Source organism: Microcoleus sp. PH2017_28_MFU_U_A, from assembly GCF_020738035.1.
In the GTDB taxonomy this organism is placed as follows: domain Bacteria; phylum Cyanobacteriota; class Cyanobacteriia; order Cyanobacteriales; family Microcoleaceae; genus Microcoleus.
On record NZ_JAEQCX010000103.1, the window covers coordinates 1 to 18,107 of the forward strand.

Sequence of the window (18,107 nt, forward strand, 5' to 3'; positions counted from 1 at the left end):
CCGAAAGCCTGCGTGTTTTGCCATCAAGGTTGCTTCAGTATTATTTAATTTGAGCGCTCGCTTGACGGCAAACATGGAACTGACTCTCAGCAATCAACTGTAGATAAGTTTAGCAGACTATTTGCCACTTAAGTCTTGCTCCGCTGCGCTACATCCACCTGCCTTTCATCCCCAACCTTCTTCGTTGCGGAAGACGCTACGCTGTTCCTACACTACGAGAGGATGGGGAATTCCCGGCGAACTCGTTAAATGTTAAGTTTTTGCAGGCGACAAATCTCAAGCCAGAAATTTTCGATCGTCAATTGGCCGCATTATGACATTCTATCTAATCGATCGATCCGTTTGAACAAACGCAACAGAGCAAACCCAGCACCCGCAGCCAGCAAAGCCACAGCGACAGCGGGCCATACTTGATTGCTGACAAACAAAATTGTCGCCGACAAAGTAAAAGCACTCATCATCAAAGTATAATTAGTGCCCATTTGAACGTTGCTCATGCGGCGCATCAATCGCTCAGCTTCGGAAGAACGGACTCGAATCCGTAAATCTCCCTGTTCGAGTTTATCAATAGTCTCCTCAATCCGGCGGGGCAAACCCAAAGCAGTCGAACTCACCTGAGCCGCCTGACGGCCTAGTTCGTTAAAAATGCTGCTCGTTGCATCCGGCCCATTTCCATTAGTCATAAGCTGCATGGCAAAAGGTTGTGCCACCTCCATAAAGTTAAACTCGGGATCTAAACCCCGGCCCACGCCTTCAATCGTCGAAAAAGCTCGCATTACAAAAGTAAAGGTAGCTGGGAAGCGAAAAGGTTGGTCGTAGGCAATATCGTAAAGGTCATCGGTAATCGCACTCACGGACTGCTCTTCAAAAGGCTTATCCATGAAGTTATCGAGCATATACTGGATGCTGCGGCGCACGGGACTCATATCGCCTGTGGGAACCAAAGCGCCCAAGTTGATCAGAGAATCCATAATCCGCTGTCCATCCTTGGAAGCAATGCCGTAGAGAGTCTCCATCAGTCCTTCGCGGACGTTGGACTGGATTTGACCCATCATGCCGAAATCGTAGAAAATCAGAGATCCGTCAGCACTCACAGCGATATTGCCGGGGTGGGGATCTGCGTGGAAAAAGCCATCGTTGAGCAACTGCCGCAAATAAGCTTTAGCGCCTAACTGAGCGATTAATTTGCGATCGATCCCGGCTGCTTCGAGAGCTTCGTAGTGGCTGATTTTAATCCCTGGTAGGTATTCCAAAGTCAGCACTCGCGGAGCCGCGTAGCGCCAATAAACTCGTGGCACCTGCACCCAGTCGCAGTTGCTAAAATTGCGGCGAAAAGTATCAGCATTGCGGCCTTCATGGAGATAGTCTATTTCCAGCCACAGAATGCGACAACATTCCTCATAAATCCCCATCCAATCTCGGCCGCGGCCCCACTTAGGATGGTTTTGAAAATAGCGAGCAATCCCCTTGAGAATTTGCAAATCTATTTCAAACAGCTTTCGCAGTCCAGGGCGTTGCACTTTTACTACAACTTCCGGGCCCGAGTGCAGTTGAGCTTTGTGTACCTGACCCAAACTGGCAGCGGCCAGGGGCACAGGATCGAAGCTGCGGTAGAGTTCCTCAACAGTCTTGCCCAAATCTTGCTCGACAATTACCTCTAACTGTTCGTAGCTGAAAGCAGGCACTTTATCTTGCAGCTTAGAAAGTTCCTCGACAAACTCTGCCGGGAACAAGTCGGCGCGGGTGGAAAATAATTGTCCAACTTTAATGAAAGTCGGGCCTAAATCCAAGAGTGTTTCTCGAACCCAGATAGCTTGAAAGCGGCGTCTGGCAACTTTCTTTTCTTCAGTTACACCTCCCCAGTAGCTCCAGTTTTTGCTGTCGAACCACAGTGAAGCCAGCCAGAGCAGGACAAAGGCCCAAATGTCGAAGAATCGTCGCTGCCGGGAATATTTTTCGCGATTCCAGCGATAAGCTTTACTTTTGTAGGATTTACCAGCAGTTTTTGGCTCATCGGCGTCGCTAGTACGCTTGGGGGAGCGCTGGCGATTAACAGAGTCATCAAGGAGAGCAGACACTTGGGTTCCCAAATTGCTTATTTTATGTTGTTGCTTTGATTGCAGGTAGGAAGGAGCGCAGGAGCGCATTGCTTTGCGCTCGTGTAACAATCAGTAGTTGTTGCGATCGTCACTTCGGAGCTATCGTCCGCTGGAATCGTCCTTTGTTAAGGCAAACTGCTGCGGTAGCGCTGCAATTCCGATCGCACGAGAGCGACTTCGGCGCGCAGCTCGTCGATCGTTACTTGCAAGTCTGCGGGATGGATGTCTTGAATGTCAGTAGTAGTGCTGGTGGTTCCAGTACCAGTTCTGGTCTGCATCGCCTCATCGGCAGCGCGATTGGCCCGTTCTACAACTTTATCTGTGAACTGGCGCAGGCGTTCTCTTTGTTCGGCGTCAAATTTGCCGAGTTCGGAGAAAGCGTTGGTTGCTGCGCTTTCTAATTGCTCGTACAGTGCTTCGGCAACTGCTCTTCCTACAAAAAAGGCATGAACTGGGGGTTTACTCATATAGAAATCTCTGTACGCTTCCGCAACAAATTATAACTTGCTTATCCTCGATGGCGCTTGTTCCCAAAGAAAGGAACTTTGCCCGAATCGATCGACCACCCTGGCTTGCACCGAAAAAAACAACTGTTTGCACCGATCGCGATCGCATATAGGGCGCCACCACGGTAACTCACGGCATTCTCGGCTCTAGTTTTACTCAAACCTTTCTCAAGCTTAGTAGGTTTGGCAGAACTAATGGGCGACCTCGAACAACCTAGCCGTCCGGTCTCAATATTAACATAATTTACCACAAAATATCAAATATTTATAAATTTTGGGGTTTCCATTCTGATTAGTTAGGTGATAGAAAATATTCGATAATTTCCGGCAATGGCTATTGATATTTTCTGAGTCTATCGCAGGTTGTGCGAAATTGTCTGTGGTTTGGAATGGCGTTATTCGCTCCACAATCGATGGATATTTAGTCAATCCTCAAACCAAGGATTAGTTCGCCCTTTTAAGCAAAAAAAAGAATACTAATTTGTCGCAGGTTCAGGATAAGGCACTGTCGGTTCTGGCACGGGGGGCGGCGAGTAAGGTGCGATCGAAGTACCGGAATTGCTGCCGTTTTGGCTTGGTATTGGCGGTTCGATCGATCCTAGGGCCGGTGACGGTACTGTCGGTGCGGATTCTTGCTGTGGGAATGTTTCAGAACTATTGGCAGCAGACGGGGCGGGTGCGGGTACGGGAGGGGAGGATCTGCGGGATTCGGGTGGCAGGGGCGGAACTTCTGGTACAGGTGCGGATGCTGCTTCGGGTGCTGGCTGGGTTTCAGTTTTAGGTTCTGGAATGGGGTACTCAGAGATCTGCGCTTCGGGATCGGGAGTTGGGGATGCTGAAGGTTCAGGATCTGGGGCGGGAGTCTCCGGGCTTGGGGAGGCAGAAGGTTGGGCGCTAGCTGTTGAGTTGTCGATCGGTTCTGGTATGCTGCTGTCTGACGTGGGTTTGGGGCGCTTGTTGAGTTGGAGTGGAACCAGAGGGCTGCTTTCGACAGACGGCTGCCCGAACATCGGCCCTGACAAATCACGGGATTTGAGCAAATCTTCCAAAGATGGGAAGGATTGAGTTGTGGATCTGTTGTTGCTGGCACTGATGCTGTGGTAGCGCCAGGCCAAGTCAAAACCCATCCAGCCAGCAATTGCAGCCGTGACGACAAACGCCAGCAAGGTCAACGGCAGGGGGGGAGGTGCTGGCAATCGCAAACTTTGCTTGTCTGTTCTCTGTGCGGGTAATCGCTCTGTTTCTTGCAGCATAGTAAGCCAATTTTCCACTGTCTGGGGGCGTTTCTGGGGGTCGGTTTCGAGTCCCTGAAGGATTGCTCGCTCAATGCCGGGGCTGAGGTTGGGCTGAAATTGCCGCAAAGAAGCCAGGGGAATGCGATCGCGCAGGGGTGCTGCTACGGGTGGTACGCCGGAGAGCAAGTAGTAAAGGGTGGCTGCGATCGCGTAAACATCTGTGGCAGGCGTACATTTACCGTCATAGAGGTATTGTTCGAGCGGCGCGTATCCTGGGGAAAGCAAGTTAGTGTGAGTTTGTTTCGTGTCGGCGATAAAGTCGCGAGCAACACCGAAGTCTATCAACATTACTAGATGAGAATCGGCTCGCCGGATCATATTTTCTGGATTGATGTCTCCGTGTAGCAATCCGCTGTGGTGAACTGTACTTACCGCTGAGGCTATTTGCCGAATGTAGTGCAGGGCCTGGGCTTCTGGTAGCGGCTGACTGGTTTCGACTATTTGGGCGAGAGTTTGGCCCGGAATGTAGTCCATCGCGATAAAAGACTGTCCGGCTTCTTCAAAAAAGTCAATTACCCTGACGATGTTTGAATGCTGGCATCGAGACAGGCGCTGGGCTTCGGCAATAAACTGCTGCTGAAACTGGGCAGAGGCTGGGTGTTGGCGCAGACTTTCGTTGAGGGTTTTGAGTACGACGGTTTGGTTTAATTGGGTGTGGGTAGCTCGGTAAGTGATGCCGAACCCTCCTCTGCCTAAAGTCGCGTTAATTGTGTATTTGCCCTTTTGCAGGACTGTTGCTGGCGCTAAGTTCATCTTTAGTTGATGCCGGTTCCCAAACTATGCTACCGCCTTTGGGTTATGAAAGCAGAGTTAGGGGTGAGGTTCGATCGACGATCGGCGCCCTAGGGCGTCGGTTTTGCTCTGCCAGGTCATCTTTGCCTCTGGCGGTTATTTTATCTGTAGCCGTCGTCTCAAAACTTAACACAATTTTTTGCCAATAAAAATCCCGCTCTTGTGGAACGGGAAAGCCATCAGGGTGCATCTATATGACTATGACTATAGCCCATGGGGGGTATAACCCCTCTTGCCTTTATCAAATCTTTACCAATCGCAGGCTTATGTAAAGATTTAGGTTTTTATTTGACTTGTGGTCACTGTTATGATATATCTTTTCAAAAAGATGAAGTATTGACCAATCAATCCCTCAATCCCCAATCTCAAATCGAAAAATGGAAAATCTCAACTTGTACCTCCAGAAAGCTGAGAAAGTCTATAGAAGGGAGTCCTACTTATACCATTTATCAAAAGTAGTGCTACAAAACAAGTGTTCGGTTTGTTCGATCGACTCTGTAGGTAAGATTCGTTGCCGCTCGAAAAGTGAATTAATTTTAGGGATTGTTGATGTATCCGCACCTTACGAATAATGTTGCCAGAGTTTTGAAAATTCATATTACAAACATGGTTGTTTGGTGAAAGCGCAATGGCACAGGTGCGTCGCTACTTGAAAATAGAAAAGTCTATTTTTTTGACTAATTTTTAATAGCAGTGTACCTTATACTATTTTTCTAAATATCCGATAGAGATCTATAGCGGATCTAGCTCTCATATTCGCGGACGTTGTTGGGAAGAGAGCCCTCTTGGTTTCAGTGGTTATATAACCTGTCAGTCATACCTCACCTTTTTGAGAAAGGCTATACGACGACAAGAGATTGTAATTTATAGACTTTCCGTATTTTCTAAAGTCTGTTATAAATTTAAAAAAATGGTATTAGGACTCCAGCGTATTGAACTTTAATCTTCCTTACAATAAAAAATTTGTTTAAAGCCTATGGGTTTGGCGTATAAATTAAAATCAGACGATTCATTACCCCAATCCTCGGGCTTCCAGGTAGAAGTTGCTGTCAATTGTCAACTGTCAACTGTCAACTGAATTACCGTGCTTCGGCAAATGGTGCAGCAAATACCAAAACACCGCTATATTTGCGATAAAAACCACCAGCTTAAGTACGGTAAAACCATGAAATAACTCATATATTTCGGGCGGGATACTGATACCTACCAGCGCTAAAACCAAAATAGTCGCCCACCCTTTTTCGTACCACAAACCAACTGCTTCAAGAGCAGTTAAAACGGCATAAAGTCCTGCTGCAAGTCCGCTAAATAGTAATGTTTTAGGCTTTACACTTAGAACTTTATCTAGTAGAAGCTCAATTATTTTTAATTTACTTTCCAAGAAGTACGATTCCGAAAAATCTTCCAAGGCTTGATGATTCTTCAGCGCTAAAAGTAAAGCGACGGAAGTTACTGTCAAGAGGGCTGCTACAAAAGTTTTGTAAACGACAATTGCGATTAAACCAGGAGGACGCTGTTTTTTCACGTAAATTCTCAAAAAATCTAATAATGTGCGACGATCGGCTTGTGAATAAGGAAGAAAAAAGTTCGGCAACGAATTCGCTGGCGCGAGATTTAACGGATATAAGATGGCTGTGCGGCAACGAGTCAGTGTACCCGATTAACGGATACAAGATGACGGTAAAATTCAGCAATTATTAGCCGATATATTTACAAAAAATAACGTGCTGCTGACATATAGCCTTTCTCACAAAGATGAGGTATGACTGACAGCTTATATAACCTCCCAGACAAAGAGGGCTGAAGCCCAACAACGTACCTCATATGAGAGCTAGAGCCGCTATAGCAGACTAAGATTGAGGGTAACGTTGTGCTAAGAAAGAGATCGCGCTAGCCCGATCGCCCAAATCGCCATCCAACGCAGCCGCCAACAAATCATCCAACATTACCTTAAACCCAGGCCCGGGCTTGTAACCCAAAGCCTTCAAGTCATTGCCGTTTAAAGGCGGCTCAACATTCGCCAACCGGGTGATATATTGCCAAATCTGGCGGCGGGCGCTGCGGGGGCTTTGCAGGGCGATCGCAATTAACAGCGGCAACTCATAATTCCTCAACATAAACACCAATTGACTGGGTAAATTACACTTCAGTAAATCCTTTGCTAATTCCTGATTTCCAGCTTCCAAAACTTCCAGCCGCTTAATACTGTCAGCAGGTAACTGAAGATTTGTAGCCACTTTAACCCGATATTCCGGTGCTAAATAAGCAATCAAAACTTCCAGCCGCATCAGCCAATCTGGAATATTGATAATTGGGAATTGGGAATTGGGCATTGGGAATTGGGAATTGGGAATTGGGAATTGGGCATCGGGCATTAGGAATTGGGCATTGGGAATAGTTTGTTCCTTCTTCCTTCTTCCTTCTTCCTTCTTTCCTCTTCCTTCTTCCTTCTTCCGACTTCCCTCTTCCTTCTTCCGACTTCCCTCGGATTTCTTCCTTCCATTCAAACATCGATCGAGCAAACGCAGTCGCCGCCACAACGGACGATCCAAATCTAAAGTAGGATGAATACAGCGCAAAGCTTGCAAATCTCCCAACATCTGCAAAGCAACCTGCCAATAAGGAGCTTGCAAAATGTACTTCAATTCACTTTTGAGGCGAGTTTCCAAAGCCGGAGTTCTGCCGTTTTCCCCCTGAATTCGGTAATAAATTCCGCTTTCCAAAGCGTGGCGGATGTATCCTTCAGTCTGCGATTCAATGGAAAATCCCAGCCGTACCGCAAACCGCACCGCCCGATAAATCCGCGTCGGATCTTCGATAAAACTGTTAGCGTGCAAAACTCGAATTTGCCGCGATTCCAAATCTAGCAAACCGCCAAAAAAATCCAACAATTCGCCGCTGCGGGGAACTCCCAACCGCACAGCCAGCGCATTAATAGTAAAATCCCTGCGGTACAAATCTTGGCGGATCGAACTCGCTTCAACTTCGGGATTTGCAGCCGGATAGGGATAAAATTCAGTACGAGCCGTAGCGATATCCAGCCACAGCGAGCCGAAAGCAGAGTCTTTGTGCCACAATAGGGCGGCGGTTTGAAATTGACCGTGAACGTCCAAACGCGAGTTGGGGTAAAGCTTTTGCAGGGCTGAGGCTAATTCGACACCGGCACCGGAATCGTCGGTACCGCAGTTGCCATCGACTACCAAATCAATATCAGTTAGGGTAACAGGCAAGATGCCTGTTCCACAAGAGTTTAATGTTGTGGGGTGGGCATCTTGCCCGCCCTTGGTGTCATTCAAAGCTAATAATAAATCGCGGACTGCTCCACCGACAATATAAAGTTGCCAGCCGCGCTGTTGGGCAATGTTGGCTGCGATCGACAATAATTGCCATAATTCGCTACTAATGCCCGATCGCAACAACTGCTCAACCGACTCAGATACAGGATAATTAGACAACTCAGCATTACTTCCACTATCGCGCGCTTTTTGCTGGTGCAATTCCCGCAATACGTCAGTGCGAGTCACAATTCCCACCAGTTGGCCGTTTTCCAATACCGGCAAACGCCCGATATCGTATGTCACCATTAAAGCTTCAATTTCTGGCAGCAAGGTATCCGGGGCGATCGTTTTTAGCTGCGGAGTCATGTAACCCTTAACCGGAGCGTGACTGAAACCGTGGTGGAGGGCGATATCAATGTCGCGGCGCGAGATAATGCCTGCCAGTAGATCGCCCGTATCGACCACTGAAAGTCCAGAATGTCCGTAACGTAGGAGGATACGGTGAGCCTCTCCCACGGAGATTTCCGGGCGAATGCTCCTCACTGGGGATGACATTAATTCGCGGGCGGTGGGAGGGTGCGGGATTTGAGCTTTGAGTTCGTCGGCTAATTGATTTAAAGTCAGCAGGGCGTCAACATCTCGGGTGGCGAGGGATGCGGCGCGGGCGTGGCCTCCGCCGCCGAAAGGTTTGAACAATTCGCTGAGGTTTGTGCCTTCGATACGCGATCGACCGATAATAGCTAAGCGGTTGGAAACTGGAGATTGGGCGATGTTGCGGTTGTCGTTTTCGCTAAATTTATAGACATTGCCTAAAAGTAGAGCATCGGTTTCAGTTAAATCCAACAAGCGAGAAGCTAGCGCCGAAAGTCCGGGCACGTAGGCTTCAGTAGAAAGTAATACCCAAGCTACTGTATAACCGTGCAAGGTTTGCGATCGCAAATTCTCCAATGCTTCTCTGAGCAAATCCTGCAATTGCGGAGACAAACCGGGTTCTACATATTCAGAGATTACCCGCAAACTTGCTCCTTGTTCCATCAACCACGCCAAAGCCATTGCATCTCGCGCGGTTGCGCCGTCGAAGGTGAGGGAACCGGTATCGACGTGGATACCGAGGGCCATGACTGTGGCTTCTGAAGGTAAAAGCCGGGATACTGTATCGCCGTTTTCTGCTGAATTTTTGAGTTTTTCGCGGAGTTTTTCGACAATTAATGTGGTGGTTGCGCCGACAGCTTCGATTTGGGTAACAGTCGCGGGGATGTCCAAATCGGCTTGCAGGTGGTGGTCAAAAACCGCTATTTCGTTGAGGTGTGGCAAATCCAGCCATTCGGCGGCTTTTCCTAAACGATCGCGCCCCGAGGCATCTACTATAGTAATCGATCGAATTTGTTGCGGATTGACCGATCGGCGTTCGATCAGCGGGTACTCGTCGCGGTGCAGCGCCAAAAAATCCCGCACTGTCGGGTGACAACCCCCAGTCAGCACAATTCTGCTACCGGGGCGCAGCACGCAAAGTCCCACCGCTGCTCCCAAGCTGTCAAAATCTGCTGTTGTGTGGCACAAAACTAAGTCCATAGCCGAAAATCTCGCATCTCTCACTCCCACACTAGCAATTTCTGGGGCTTTGATACCGGGCGATCGCACTATAGCAAAACTTACGCATGGGGCTAGAAACCGGGTTTAGGTAAAAAAATTGCGACGAGGAACCAGAAATCACCTAATAAACCCGGTTTCCGAGGTTTAATGCGACCTCGACTGCTTAACTCAGCCTTCAGCCTGTCTTGAACCCAGTGTTCTGTCAAGTAGCGAACAATGATAAAATTGATGTAAATCTCAAGAGCCGCTGGCGCCTGTTCGCGCAACGCCCGAATTTGCAAAGTCTCTTTCGTATCAATCAACCGACAATTTCTGGATTAATATCGGGATACAGTCAGTCGATTGTAGATTGTAGATTTTAGATTTACTCCACAGATCGATCTGGGAGATGCAACTTTGGTCTAAGATTTTGAAATCTCCACGACGTAAGTCGGGGAAGTGAACCCGTTTTTAAATGGGTCAAAAACTATAATCTGGAATTTTTATCCAGATTATTACAAACTATTTCTCGTCAACGCACGGCTATATCGAAAGGAGAAAAAATGTTATCAATTCTGTTTCAATTGGTTTTACTGGCTCTCGTACTGCTGTCTTTTGTGATGGTAGTTGGCGTGCCTGTTGCTTATGCCTCTCCCCAAAACTGGAATCAGTCTAAATCCTTGATTTTTGTAGGTTCAGGTCTGTGGTTCTTGCTGGTTATTGCAGTGGCTGTATTGAACTTTTTGGTAGTTTAAGCTCGCCCATCGCTCTCGAATAAAGAAGGTAAAAGATAGAAGGCTGAAGGCATTAACCAGAATTTTGAAGGTATTCGGTATTCGGTACCCACTAAAAAATTTCCAATCCGCGCGATCCTGTATGTTTGTGCACTTGAGATTAAAATCAGATGTTTCTGCTTTCTAAACTTTACCTTCTGGCAAACAAAAATCTAAAATCTAAAACCTAAAATCTAAAATTAGAGCACTATGGCAGTTTTCGAGGGAAATTTTACTCAAACAGAATCTTTGCGATTTGCGATTGTCATCGGTCGTTTTAACGATTTGATTGTCAACAAACTTTTGGAAGGATGTCAAGATTGTTTGAAACGCCACGGCGTTGATATCAATCCTCATGGAAATCAAGTTGATTTTTATTGGGTTCCCGGATGTTTTGAAATTCCTTTGGTGGCCCGCAAAGCTGCTCTTTCTGGCCGCTACGATGCGGTAATCTGTCTGGGTGCGGTAATTCGCGGTCAAACTCCGCATTTCGATTTTGTAGCTGGTGAGGTTTCTAAAGGAATTGCTGCTGCTGCTTTTCAAAGTGGTGTCCCGGTGATTTTTGGCGTGGTGACGACTGACACGATGCAGCAAGCTTTGGAAAGGGCGGGAATTAAGAGCAATTTGGGCTGGAATTATGGGATGAGTGCTCTGGAAATGGGCACTTTGATGCGTCAAGTTAATAGTTTGGGTGGAAGTTCTTACGATCGATTACCGGAGGCTGCTGCTGTTCAAGTGCTCCCGGGCGATCGGGCTTAATATATCTTCTCAGATAACTCGGCGATTGAAATCGCGTCTACAAAAACAAAGTCCGCGCAACGCGAGACTAAGAAATAAAGTAGGTAAGGAAAGCTACGAATAGTGTCACCGCGAAAAGATTCTCGATCGCAGAATATCACCGTTTGGGAAAACTGGGATTTTTCGCTCCCGATGAGCAAGTAGAATTGATTCGCGGAGAAATTATCATCAAAGCTGCTAAAACTACGTTTCATTCTGTTTGTAATTCGCTACTATTAGGAGAGTTGTGCACGCTGGCGATAAAAAAGGCGATCGTGCGCGGTCAAGAGCCGATAATTTTATCTACTACAGATAGCGAACCAGAACCTGATGTGGTTATCGCCCGCAATCGTTCCGATCGTTATTTAGCTTCTCACCCGGAGCCTGCGGATATCTTGTTAGTAATTGAGGTTTCTGATTCTACTTTAAAGTACGATCGCGAAACAAAGCTATCTCTCTATGCCGAATCTGGAATTGCTAATTATTGGATATTTAATTTAGTCGATCGTCAACTCGAAATGCACAGCGAACCTTATCAAAAAAGACAAGGTGATTTCAATTATCGATCGCAAAAAGTCGTTCTGCAAAATGAGGCTGTCGTAATTCCGGGGTTTCCCGATTTGTCTCTGGATTTGTCTTTGGTGTTTCCAGCCTAAGCTGAATTGACTTTAAAACACTCCCTGAATTTTCAGTATAATTTTATACATTTATTGTCAATCGCGATCGCCCTTTTGGCTTACTGAGTATCCTAGAATACATAAACTCCCTCAAATACTGATTTATCTGTAAATTTTTTAACTAAAAATCGCCCATTATCTAATATTCCTCAACAGTTTTATGAGATTTATCTAAATTTGGTTGCACAAATATGAGAAATTCGTTATGTTAAGTTTTGTGTAAGCATTGAGGCCGTCTCAACTCGATCCTAGGATGGCTTTCAGTACAAATGCTGTACAAACAGTATTTAACGTATTCTTAACAAACAGGTTTGAAAGTGAACTTTCAGGTCAATTGTTAACGTAATATTAAATAATTAATTTGTCCAGTTAATACCTAGGAAGCTTACCAACAAAGGGATTGATAATTTTGAGGTTCGCCCGGATACTTACAGTTACTTACCAACATGAAAGTGAAAAAAATTTATGGGTGACATTCAAGCTACGTTTACAGCTACCGATCGCGCTTTTCACATTGAAGGGTACGAAAAAATTGATTTCAGTCTACTCTATGTAGATGGCGCTTTCAAACTCGAAAATCCAGAAATTGCGGATAGCTATCGGCAATTTGGTCGCTGTCTAATGGTTGTAGACCAGACAGTGTATGGTTTGTACGGCAAGCAGATGCACTCTTACTTCCAGTATCACGAGATAGATTTAACCGTCTTTCCAGTGAGTATCAAGGAACCAGATAAAACCTTAACCACCTTTGAAAGCATCATAGATGCCTTTGTTGATTTCGGACTGGTGCGGAAAGAACCTGTATTGGTGGTTGGTGGTGGATTGACTACTGACGTAACAGGTTTTGCCTGCTCCTCCTATCGCCGTCGGACTAACTACATTCGCGTACCAACAACCCTAATTGGGCTGATTGATGCGAGTGTGGCGATCAAGGTAGCTGTGAATCACGGTAAACTAAAAAACCGCCTCGGTGCTTACCATGCTTCGCAGAAAGTAATTTTAGATTTCTCCTTCCTGAAAACTCTGCCGATCGACCAAATACGCAACGGCATGGCAGAGTTAATTAAGATCGCGGTTGTTGGCAACAAAGAAATCTTTGAATTGTTGGAAAACTACGGCGAAGCATTGCTGCACAGCCACTTTGGGTATCTAGATGGCACATCAGAACTGCGAGAAGTGGCGCATCGCTTAACCTACAATGCGATTCAATCAATGCTAGCCTTAGAAGTACCAAACCTGCACGAGCTAGATTTGGATCGAGTGATTGCCTATGGTCACACTTGGAGTCCGACGCTGGAACTAACACCGGAAATTCCGATGTTCCACGGCCATAGTGTCGCCATCGATATGGCTTTTTCGGCGACTATTGCTCAACAACGGGGCTACATTTCGATCGCCTCGCGCGATCGCATCCTAGGATTAATGAGTCGCCTCGGACTAGCAATTGATAGCCCTCATCTTACATCAGAATTGCTCTGGAAAGCAACAACATCCATCGCCCGTACCCGTGACGGTCTCCAACGTGCGGCGGCTCCATGCCCCATTGGTGACTGCTTTTTCATGAATGATTTGACTCGGACTGAGTTAGATGAAGCCCTAGCGGTGCATCAAAAAATCTGTCATGGCTACCCACGCAATGGCGATGGCGAGAATATGTATGTGGTACTGAACAAAGTTGGAACTCGTTCCACAGCAGGGGTATAAAGATGAGACCTGTTACCCCAGTTGGGATTCTAGCGGCTAAACTCGAAAGTCTAGTCCAGCAGGTAGAGTCTCAAGATGCGATCGATCGAGCTTTCAAGGCAGAATTACAACAAGCCTACGAATTGGCAAACGGTCTCGATCCCTACCTGAACCTTTGTACCACAGCAGAATCTCCCGCCTTAGCCACCTTAGTCAAGCGCACCCAATCAGAAGATTGGAGTAAGCGATTCTCCGACGGCGAGACAGTGCGCCACTTGGAACAAGAGATGCTCTCCGGCCATGTGGAAGGGCAAATGCTCAAATTTCTCGTCCATCTGACGAAGGCACAGCGCGTGCTGGAAATCGGGATGTTTACTGGCTACTCAGCACTAGCGATGGCTGAAGCCCTTCCTGTTGATGGAGAAGTGGTAGCCTGCGAAGTAGATACTTACGTCGCTGAATTTGCCCAGAAGTGTTTCGACGAATCGACTGCTGGCCACAAAATATCAGTGAAGGTGGCACCGGCTTTAGAAACCATGAAACAATTGGCTGCTGCTGGAGAAGTGTTCGATTTAGTGTTTATCGATGCTGACAAAGGTGGATACACTGACTATCTCGACTTACTTCTGACGACTGGTTTGTTGGCGCCCAATGGCTTGATTTGTGCCGATAATACTCTGATGCAGGGACAGCCCTATTTGTCGGATACTGCTACTGCTAACGGAATTGCGATCGCTAAATTCAACCAGGCTCTGGTTGACGATCCGCGCGTAGAGCAGGTGTTAGTGCCATTGAGAGATGGGATTACCTTGATTCGGCGCGTTTAGAGCGTGTTTTCTTGTCCCGGATCTCCCCCTAGCCTCCCTTAATCAGGGCAGGGTGGGGGATTTAGGGATTTGATATAATTCATCTGCGTTTATCTGCGTTTATTTACCTGTATCTGCGGTCAAAAAAAAGATAATTTTGCAACCGCAGATGACAATGGATTCACGCGGATTCACGCCGATGAAGAGAAGAGGGATATGAATAATTCCGATCGCGAGTGCAGAGTCTGTCACCAAAATCGATATCACTCATCTGCGTTTATCTGCGTTTATCTACCCGTATCTGCGGTCAAAAAAAAGATAATTTTGCAACCGCAGATGACAATGGATTCACGCGGATTTACGCCGATGAAGAGAAGAGGGATATGAATAATTCCGATGAAGGGCGGATTTGATATTACGTTTAATTAGAGTGCCTACTTACTATAAAATTATGCTCGAAACAATTTCAGTTGCAGCGATGCCATCTGAACAGAAAATAAATGCGGGGAATCGGCGCTTCCAAACAGCACTTAAAACAATAGCAACTCTGACTTTGTTGCTATTAGTAATGCCCCTAAATCTAACTTTGACGATAATAGCCTTACTCAGAGCCATACTTACTAAACCGTTCCAGTCTCGATCGCCCGCAACCAATCCGCAAACGATTTTGATCAGTGGCGGCAAGATGACTAAGGCATTACAGCTAGCGCGATCGTTCCACAAGGCCGGTCATCGGGTAATTTTGGTTGAAACTGAGAAATACTGGCTGACAGGTCATCGTTACTCTTGGGCAGTCGATCGCTTTTATACAGTACCAAATCCCCAGACAGAGGAATACCCGCAAGCACTCTTAAAAATCGTCCAACAAGAGGGAGTTAATGTTTACGTGCCCGTTTGTAGTCCAGTCGCCAGTTACTACGATGCCGAAGTCCAAAGCGTACTTTCTCCCCACTGTACGGTAATGCACGTAGATGTCGAAATGCTGCAAAGATTGGATGATAAATATACATTTGCCGCCGCTGCGGAAGCCTTGGGGCTGCGAGTTCCGAAGTCTTACCTAATTACAAATCCCCAGCAAGTAATTGATTTTGACTTCACTGGTGCACAGCGCAAATACATTATCAAAAGTATTCCCTACGATTCTATTCGCAGATTAGATCTCACTAAATTACCCTGCGAAACCCCAGCCGAAACTGCCACTTTTGTCAACTCTTTACCAATTTCCGAGAGTAAACCTTGGATTATGCAAGAGTATATTCCGGGACAAGAGTTCTGCACTCACAGTACCATCCGTGATGGTCATGTTCAGTTGCATTGTTGTTGTGAATCATCAGCATTTCAGGTTAACTACGAAAATGTCGATCGCCCGGATATCGAAAATTGGATTCGTCTGTTTGCCAAAAGTCTCAATTTGACTGGACAAGTTTCCTTTGATTTCATTCAGGCGGCGGATGATGGAGAGATTTATGCGATCGAATGTAATCCCCGCACCCATTCAGCCATCACGATGTTTTACAACCATCCCGATGTCGCTAAAGCTTATTTAGATCGCGAATCTTTACCACAAACTGTGCAGCCCTTGGCATCTAGCCGCCCGACTTACTGGATTTACCACGAAATTTGGCGATTGGTGACTAATTTGTCGTCGCCAAAGCTAGTTTCTGAGCGGTTACAAATTATCGCCCAAGGTAAAGATGCCATCTTCGATTGGAACGATCCATTACCATTTTTGATGGTGCATCATTGGCAAATCCCATTATTGTTATGGGGAAATTTGCAGAAGCCGAAAGAGTGGATTCGGATTGATTTTAATATTGGCAAACTTGTGGAAATAGGAGGAGATTGAGTATGTCAGTATTACGGGTTTTGCATTTAGTCGGATCGGCAGTCAGTGATTTTTACTGTGATTTGTCGCGCCTTTACGCCCAAGATTGTTTGGAGAATACGGCTAATTCAGCACTGTATGAATTTCATATTGCCTATGTTTCTCCCGATCGCACCTGGCGTTTTCCGACATCTCTCGATAAAAGTGCGATCGAGGCCGCTCATCCCATGTCTTTAGCGGGCGCTGTGCAGGTGCTGACCGACCTCCAAATTGATGTAATGATCCCCCAGATGTTTTGCATCCCAGGCATGACTCAATACCGCAGCTTGTTCGATCTGCTGAATATTCCTTATGTGGGTAATCCCGCAGAGTTAATGGCGCTGGTGGCTGACAAAGCGAGGACTAAAGCAGTGGTAGCAGCCGCTGGGGTAAGTGTACCGTTGGGAGAAGTTGTCCGTGCGGGCGATCGAACTTTGATTGATTTCCCGATCGTACTTAAGCCAGTGAATAGTGATAATTCCATTGGAGTGGCTTTCGTGAAAAATGCTGCTGACTATGATGCAGCTTTGCAGAAAGCATTGACTCATTCAGATGAAGTGCTAGTAGAAAAATTCATTGAATTGGGTAGAGAAGTTCGCTGTGGAATCATCGTCAAAGCAGGCGAGTTAGTCTGTTTGCCACTAGAAGAATATGCTCTAGATGCCGATACAATGCCGATTCGGAGTTATGCCGATAAGCTGAAACAAAATGACGATGGCAGCTTGGGTTATGCCGCTAAAGATAGTACCAAATCGTGGATAGTTGACATCAGCGATTCGGCAACTGAGAGAGTTTGGGATATGGCCAGAAAATCTCATATAGCTTTGGGTTGTCGCCACTATAGTTTATTTGATTTTCGCATCGATCCGCAGGGAAAACCTTGGTTTTTGGAAGCGGGGCTTTACTGTTCTTTTGCTCAGAAAAGTGTACTTTCTGCGATGACGAAAGCATCGGGAACTTCTCTGGATACTTTTTTTGAAAGTATGTTGCAAAATGCTTTATGTAAAATCCCAAATAACTAAGGAATGATATAGAGGAGACGGCAATGCCGTGTCCCTACAGTATTATTGTGGGTAGGGACACGGCATTGCCGTCTCCTAATTTCTTGAGGTCGATCGACGCGATCGGTATTTTGATATTATGGACGCGAGACTATACCAAACTTCACTTCCTATGTCAAGGATTACGAACAACGTTGTCGTAAATCCTTGTGTAATATTTGAGCTTTCCGCATACTAATCGCTAGACAGAGGAAACCACAACATGATCCAAACCATATCGAAAACAATCACGTTTGATGAGTTCGTTGCCTGGTATCCAGAGAACTCTGTCCATAAGTACGAACTACACAATGGAGTAATTGTTGAAATGCCTTTAGGAACTGGCCGCCATTGCCGCGTTATAGCTTTAACCAGGGACGAAATCATCGCAGAAATCAGGCGACTGAAATTGCCTTGCTTTATCCCCGCCCACTACCTGCTCAAACCCGTCCGCAACGAGGCGGGCTACCTGCCAGACGCAGTTGTCCTAGACGAAGCAGCTCTCACAAAAGAACCGCGCTGGGATAGGGAATCCATCATCACGATGGGGTCTTCGGTGCGACTGGCTGTAGAGGTCGTCAGTACCAACTGGCGGGACGATTACCATCTCAAATTCGCCGACTACGAAGAAATGGGCATCCCCGAATACTGGATTGTGGACTACCTCGGTTTGGGCGGCCGCAAGTTCATCGGTACTCCCAAACAACCCACACTATCGGTTTGCCAGTTGGTTGACGGCGAGTATCAGGTAAAACAGTTTAAGGGCGATGACATAGTTGAATCGCTGGCTTTCCCAGAGTTGAGGTTGACTACCGAGGTGATTTTTCGAGCCGGTCTGCCTCCAACCGAGCCGAGCTAGAACGACTGGGGGGCGATCGGATATTAAAAGAATATCAAAAATTGTACTTTGTACATTGTGTAATCTTCTAGCTTTCCGCATACTAA

General features: G+C 46.5%; 15 protein-coding genes. 8 read left to right on the plus strand and 7 right to left on the minus strand.

Annotated features, from left to right (window positions below):
- Window positions 1-311: 311 nt before the first annotated feature.
- The 7 genes from JGK14_RS24465 to JGK14_RS24495 form a co-directional block, all read right to left on the minus strand.
- Entirely contained in the window at window positions 312-2,078 is a 1,767-nt protein-coding gene (locus JGK14_RS24465) for an ABC1 kinase family protein (RefSeq protein ID WP_293184903.1), read from the minus strand.
- 146 nt (window positions 2,079-2,224) lie between these two features.
- On the minus strand, window positions 2,225-2,566 hold the full coding sequence (locus JGK14_RS24470) for a DUF6825 family protein (RefSeq protein WP_293184904.1): 342 nt from the start codon (window positions 2,564-2,566) through the stop codon (window positions 2,225-2,227).
- 41 nt (window positions 2,567-2,607) lie between these two features.
- A complete protein-coding gene (locus JGK14_RS24475) occupies window positions 2,608-2,766 on the minus strand; it encodes a hypothetical protein (RefSeq protein WP_293184905.1) in 159 nt (52 codons plus the stop codon).
- A 315-nt stretch (window positions 2,767-3,081) separates the two neighbouring features.
- Window positions 3,082-4,653, minus strand: a complete 1,572-nt coding sequence (locus JGK14_RS24480) for a serine/threonine protein kinase (RefSeq protein ID WP_293184906.1) — start codon at window positions 4,651-4,653, stop codon at window positions 3,082-3,084.
- A 1,102-nt stretch (window positions 4,654-5,755) separates the two neighbouring features.
- Window positions 5,756-6,286, minus strand: coding sequence for a DUF2127 domain-containing protein (locus JGK14_RS24485; protein WP_293325701.1), 531 nt, complete (start codon window positions 6,284-6,286; stop codon window positions 5,756-5,758).
- Window positions 6,287-6,542: 256 nt separating this feature from the next.
- The gene (locus tag JGK14_RS24490; RefSeq protein ID WP_325315598.1) at window positions 6,543-9,542 is read right to left on the minus strand and encodes a CBS domain-containing protein; all 3,000 of its coding nucleotides are present in this window, start codon (window positions 9,540-9,542) and stop codon (window positions 6,543-6,545) included.
- Window positions 9,543-9,634: 92 nt separating this feature from the next.
- Window positions 9,635-9,865: a hypothetical protein gene (locus tag JGK14_RS24495; RefSeq protein WP_293184908.1), complete on the minus strand. Its 231-nt coding sequence runs from the start codon at window positions 9,863-9,865 to the stop codon at window positions 9,635-9,637.
- Window positions 9,866-10,105: 240 nt separating this feature from the next.
- Between JGK14_RS24495 and psbZ the strand changes: the two genes are divergently transcribed.
- From psbZ to JGK14_RS24535, 8 genes are all read left to right on the plus strand, one after another.
- Window positions 10,106-10,297 carry a photosystem II reaction center protein PsbZ gene (gene psbZ, locus JGK14_RS24500; RefSeq protein WP_293184909.1) on the plus strand — a complete coding sequence of 64 codons (192 nt, stop codon included), beginning with the start codon at window positions 10,106-10,108 and terminating at the stop codon, window positions 10,295-10,297.
- 228 nt (window positions 10,298-10,525) lie between these two features.
- Entirely contained in the window at window positions 10,526-11,074 is a 549-nt protein-coding gene (ribH, locus tag JGK14_RS24505) for a 6,7-dimethyl-8-ribityllumazine synthase (RefSeq protein WP_293184911.1), read from the plus strand.
- A 125-nt stretch (window positions 11,075-11,199) separates the two neighbouring features.
- The gene (locus JGK14_RS24510; protein WP_293184977.1) at window positions 11,200-11,748 is read left to right on the plus strand and encodes a Uma2 family endonuclease; all 549 of its coding nucleotides are present in this window, start codon (window positions 11,200-11,202) and stop codon (window positions 11,746-11,748) included.
- A 486-nt stretch (window positions 11,749-12,234) separates the two neighbouring features.
- Window positions 12,235-13,473: a sedoheptulose 7-phosphate cyclase gene (locus JGK14_RS24515; protein ID WP_293184913.1), complete on the plus strand. Its 1,239-nt coding sequence runs from the start codon at window positions 12,235-12,237 to the stop codon at window positions 13,471-13,473.
- Window positions 13,474-13,475: 2 nt separating this feature from the next.
- The gene (locus JGK14_RS24520) at window positions 13,476-14,279 is read left to right on the plus strand and encodes an O-methyltransferase (RefSeq protein WP_293325704.1); all 804 of its coding nucleotides are present in this window, start codon (window positions 13,476-13,478) and stop codon (window positions 14,277-14,279) included.
- A 430-nt stretch (window positions 14,280-14,709) separates the two neighbouring features.
- Window positions 14,710-16,104, plus strand: a complete 1,395-nt coding sequence (locus JGK14_RS24525) for an ATP-grasp domain-containing protein (RefSeq protein WP_325315593.1) — start codon at window positions 14,710-14,712, stop codon at window positions 16,102-16,104.
- Between the two features lie 2 nt (window positions 16,105-16,106).
- Window positions 16,107-17,144, plus strand: a complete 1,038-nt coding sequence (locus JGK14_RS24530) for a D-alanine--D-alanine ligase family protein (protein ID WP_293207736.1) — start codon at window positions 16,107-16,109, stop codon at window positions 17,142-17,144.
- 241 nt (window positions 17,145-17,385) lie between these two features.
- Window positions 17,386-18,021, plus strand: coding sequence for a Uma2 family endonuclease (locus tag JGK14_RS24535; protein ID WP_293230197.1), 636 nt, complete (start codon window positions 17,386-17,388; stop codon window positions 18,019-18,021).
- The last annotated feature ends 86 nt before the right edge of the window (window positions 18,022-18,107 follow it).